The sequence below is a fragment of the Streptomyces sp. NPDC048275 genome (assembly GCF_040652275.1).
Lineage (GTDB): Bacteria > Actinomycetota > Actinomycetes > Streptomycetales > Streptomycetaceae > Streptomyces.
Genome location: NZ_JBEZLR010000217.1, coordinates 1 through 3,991 on the forward strand (window position 1 = coordinate 1; position 3,991 = coordinate 3,991).

Below are 3,991 nucleotides of genomic sequence, written 5' to 3' on the forward strand. Positions count from 1 at the left end.
CCAACGTCGCCCGTACACGGTTCACTTGGTGTGCATCCACACACTCACCATGCTCCCGAACAGGCCCGACCGGAAGACCTAACGGAGTCCTACTAAACGTCGGCCTGCAGCCTGCGGAGATTGTCGAGGCGCTCCTACACGCCGCCGTCTACTGCGGCATGCCTAAGGCCCTCAACGCCACCTTCGTGGCAAAGAAGGTCTTCACCGAGCGAAGCGTGCTGCCCATCACCCCCAGCGAGTAAGTGGTCAGCAGCTTGGCCACGTCGTCGCTCGGCTCCGGGCCGTCGAGCAGGCACTGGATGTATGTGGCCGGGAGCTCGCCGAGCGGGCGGGACGGTACGGCCGGCTCAGCAACGGGGGCGCCCGGGTACGGCGTCGAGCCTCCGCCGATCCGTGTGACCTGCTCGCTGGTGAGACCTTGGCCGTCATAGTCGGCTGCGGTCAGCGGCGCCCAGAAGCCGCCGTTCGGCGATCGAGGCCTTCAGCGCGTCGCACGATCGCCTTGCCGGAGCCGACGGGTCGATGACCGACCCTACGGGCACCACCCCTGAGCAGCCTCCCCTTGGCAGAAAGACGATGCTGGCGGCGAACGGGGAAGAGACTGAAGGAGGGCACACTACGAGCGTGGCCGACCAGGGACGGCAGACGGAACCTGCGACGGAAAGAGGCCAGCCCGCGCGATGGCTTTCGACTTGCGCAAGCCCGCCGCGGCAGCAGTTCAGCCCCCCACCGAACGCCGACCGCTCGCGCCGATCATGAGGTGCGCGCACACGGTGCCGCCAGCGGTCAGCACCCGCCGGCATACGGAAGACTCCCGGCCTCGTCCACGATCAGTACCTCAACTCGCTCATTGAACTGAACCTGCCGTTCGGGTGCCCATGCACTGCCCACGCCAGGGCGGCCTCCAGCACCATGCGACTCCCGCAGGACGCTCTGGACCTGACCCCAGCAGTGGCTGCACGGCCTGGGGTACTGGGCGAGAGGAACTCAGCTTCTTCACAACACATCGCCGCGTGCTCGGCGATCCTGCTCAAGCACCACGCTTCGTGTCCCGCCATCCCGGAGAGAGCGCCACGTGGCTCTCGCTTCAGGCGTCCCGTCCGGCCGGCGGCCATCAAGCCGGAACGATCACGATCCGCATATCCGTGATCGGACCCCAGCGATAGAGCAGGAGCGCGACAGCCGTGAGGGGGAACAGTTCTTCCTTGGTGTAACGCACCCACGCTGAGGTGCACTGCCGCGATCTATAGTTCGGGTGATCACTGAGGACGGAGCCTCGTGACCGCGAACTGCCCCGGCCGGCCCCCCGTCCGGTCGGGGCTCCCGGCTCTGTCATCCGGAGGTGCAGAAAGCCCGGCCCGGGCAGGCCGACACCAGTGAGATCACTCGGCAACAGCCCTCATGCGGCAAGCACTTACCTTTCTGGTCGGCGGCCGCAGTCCTCGGCTTGGTCGCCTTGCCTCGTGGCGCCTGCCGATTGCAGCGGCGACATCTGCTGCCTGGGACTGCTTCTCCCAGGAAATCCTCGGCCTTCCTGCCCATCAGGCATCTGGGGAGACTCGAAGCTATCGGCGGTGGGCGCAGTCTTCGAGAAGCGCAGCCGGCACAACGAACCAACCGTACAGACCAGCCAGCTCTGGGAGTGGGCACCTCCATGACAACCTCGGCCGCACGTTCGGATCCCGCCTATTGCAGGAAACCAATGAAGTCCCCACACCGTCCTGGCTCGGACGGCCCTTTGCCTGCGATGCACAGTGACGAACAGTGGCTGGTGGGCTTCCGTTTCCGGACTGCCACCGGCACGCTGATGCGGCACTACTACGTAGTTCCCCGGGCTGCAGATGGTGAGCATGCCACCCAGTTGGCGGCCCAACGGGCCCGCAGCGCGGGGGAGCAGGCGAGGCGCGCGTTCGCCGGGGTCGACGAACGTTGGATCGAGGTCCACCGGCTACGGCGCAGCGCCATGGGTGAGTGGCACCTGGCCGAAGCAACCTAGCCGAGCCCGCCCATGGTCACGTGTGCTCACCGGGATTCCCGGAGGGGAAGGCGGGGCAGGAGCGCTGACGGCCACAGACAGGACCTGGGCCGTTTACCCTGCCAGGTAGTGGCCGTTCGGCTGTTTCACTGCGGTCAGCGTCGCGTAGACCACGACGTTGCCCTGGTATCCGCTGTTCTTCACGTAGCCGCCGCAGGTGATCACCCGTAGCTCGGGCAGGTCGGAGCTGCCGTAGACCTTCTCGTTGGGGAATCTTTCCTTGTCGTAGACCTCCACGGCGTCGACGGTGAATACGGCCGTGCGCCCGTCTGCCCGGCTGATCTCGATCGTGTCGCCCTTGGTCAGGGCGCCGAGCTCGTAGAAAACGCCGGGGCTGCCGGAGCGCATGTCCACATGCCCCGTGGTGAGGGCTGTGCCGGCCGAGCCTGGTGCCGTGCCCTCGCCGTACCAGCCGGCAAGGTTGGGGTTGTCGGCGGGCGGGGGCCGCAGCGCCCCCGCCCTGTCGAGGCCCAGCTTTGTCATGGGGGCGTTCACGTCGATGGCGGGGATACGAAGCCGGACGGGCTTGGCGGGGGGTAGCGGTCGGACGGCGGGGAGTGTTGCTGAGGCGGTGCGGCCGGGCGTGGGGCCTGCCGAGGAGGTGGAGAAGGCCTGGCCGGCCGAAGGCTGCGGCGGCTGTCTGTCGTGCATCGCGCCGATCATCAGCACGGTACCTGCCACCAGTGCCCAGGCCAGATGCTTGACCGAGGGGACGAACGGGTGCGGGGGCGTGCTGGTCTTGTGTCCGGGTTCCATCGCGGTTGAGCCTCTTGCCTGCAGCCGGGTGGGGTTCACTCCCGCGGCCCCCCCGGGGCGAACGCGGTGCCGGGGGCCGCGGGAGTCGGGCGGTCAGATCCGGTTGCCGTGCGAGCGGCGGCGCATCCTCACCAGACACCCGGCGGCGGCCGCGGCGAGCAGCACACCGCCCACGGCAACTTGCGTATCGGTGTCCTTGGCGTCCCCGAAGCCGGCTTCGACGGCGCCGTTCGGCCGGCGGCCGGTGATTTGGTACGTATCGGTGACCCTGGTCCGTGGCGGGCACTTGACGGTGACGGTGTCGGTGTCGGGCTTTTCCCCTTTCGGGATCTGGAACTGGCCGGTGAGCTCGCCCTTGTGGTCGCCTTCGAACAGGTGGAACCGCCCTCCCGCCTCCGACTCGCCCTTGCCGTAGGTCACGTCCGGGCCGCAGGCCGTGGTGCTGACGGTGACCGTAGAGCCGGGGGAAGCATTTCCCGGGCGGATGTGGATATCTGAGTCACCGGCGTAGGCCGGACTCTGCAGACTCAGTACACCGATAACCAGGCCGATACCAATGCCAACGTGTCTGTTTCGCAAGGGAATCCTCCAATGGAGCAGTGACCGGCCTGTCTGCGCGGTGCCCCTTTTGTGCTCCACCGACGAGGCAACCGACACTTCGTCAGCTCCGCAACCTGACGCATCGACACCTGGGTCACCCGGGCAGGCGTAGCGACTGCTCTCGCATGAACATTTACGCAGGTCGCCGCAGCAGAGGCCGACGCAAGGCAGAAATCGCCACAGGAAAGCGAATGGGCTAACTGCCCTCATCCCCAAGCGCCCCTGGCGCACGGCCGTACACGCAGCCACCCCGGGGAGGAATCGGCTCCTGTGGCTGTAATGCGGAGCGTCGCCGCATCTGTACTCGTCGGGCGCGCAGTGACCGTTCGGCTGCCTGGCGGAGCCAGGAAATACCGACAACTGGCCTGCAGGTCACCGGCAGTCGCTGTCTGAACCCAAGTGCACCCGTCTCCGAACCTCGATTTCGAAGGTTCGGAGACGGGTGCTGACCGGCGGCGCAAGCGCTGAGCGTGAAAGTCCGGCCGGATGGTCCCGGCCCTCATCCCATCAGGCGGCGTCGAGGGCTCCGGTGATCTTGCGGGCCATCTCGGCCATGGCGGGGCTGGGCTCGCCCTTGTGGGTCCGGGCGGCTGCCTTGAC

3 protein-coding genes and 2 pseudogenes are annotated in these 3,991 nt (G+C 67.4%); 2 read left to right on the plus strand and 3 right to left on the minus strand.

The genetic code is table 11. From position 1 onward, the window contains the following. Positions 1–92 precede the first annotated feature (92 nt). A pseudogene (locus AB0D57_RS47310) lies at positions 93–242 on the plus strand (carboxymuconolactone decarboxylase family protein); the annotation flags it as partial. Here the strand turns inward: AB0D57_RS47310 and AB0D57_RS47315 are convergent. Further along, positions 242–466 (minus strand): annotated as a pseudogene (locus AB0D57_RS47315) (alpha/beta hydrolase); the annotation flags it as partial. The pseudogenes AB0D57_RS47310 and AB0D57_RS47315 sit on opposite strands and share 1 nt — an antisense overlap. 1,281 nt (positions 467–1,747) lie before the next feature. Here AB0D57_RS47315 and AB0D57_RS47320 point away from each other — a divergent pair. Then, positions 1,748–1,996, plus strand: a complete 249-nt coding sequence (locus AB0D57_RS47320; RefSeq protein WP_362088706.1) for a hypothetical protein — start codon at positions 1,748–1,750, stop codon at positions 1,994–1,996. Positions 1,997–2,089: 93 nt separating this feature from the next. Here AB0D57_RS47320 and AB0D57_RS47325 read toward each other — a convergent pair whose 3' ends face one another. Further along, positions 2,090–2,791: a class F sortase gene (locus tag AB0D57_RS47325; protein WP_362088707.1), complete on the minus strand. Its 702-nt coding sequence runs from the start codon at positions 2,789–2,791 to the stop codon at positions 2,090–2,092. 93 nt (positions 2,792–2,884) lie between these two features. Further along, positions 2,885–3,448: a sortase gene (locus tag AB0D57_RS47330; protein ID WP_362088708.1), complete on the minus strand. Its 564-nt coding sequence runs from the start codon at positions 3,446–3,448 to the stop codon at positions 2,885–2,887. Positions 3,449–3,991 lie beyond the last annotated feature (543 nt).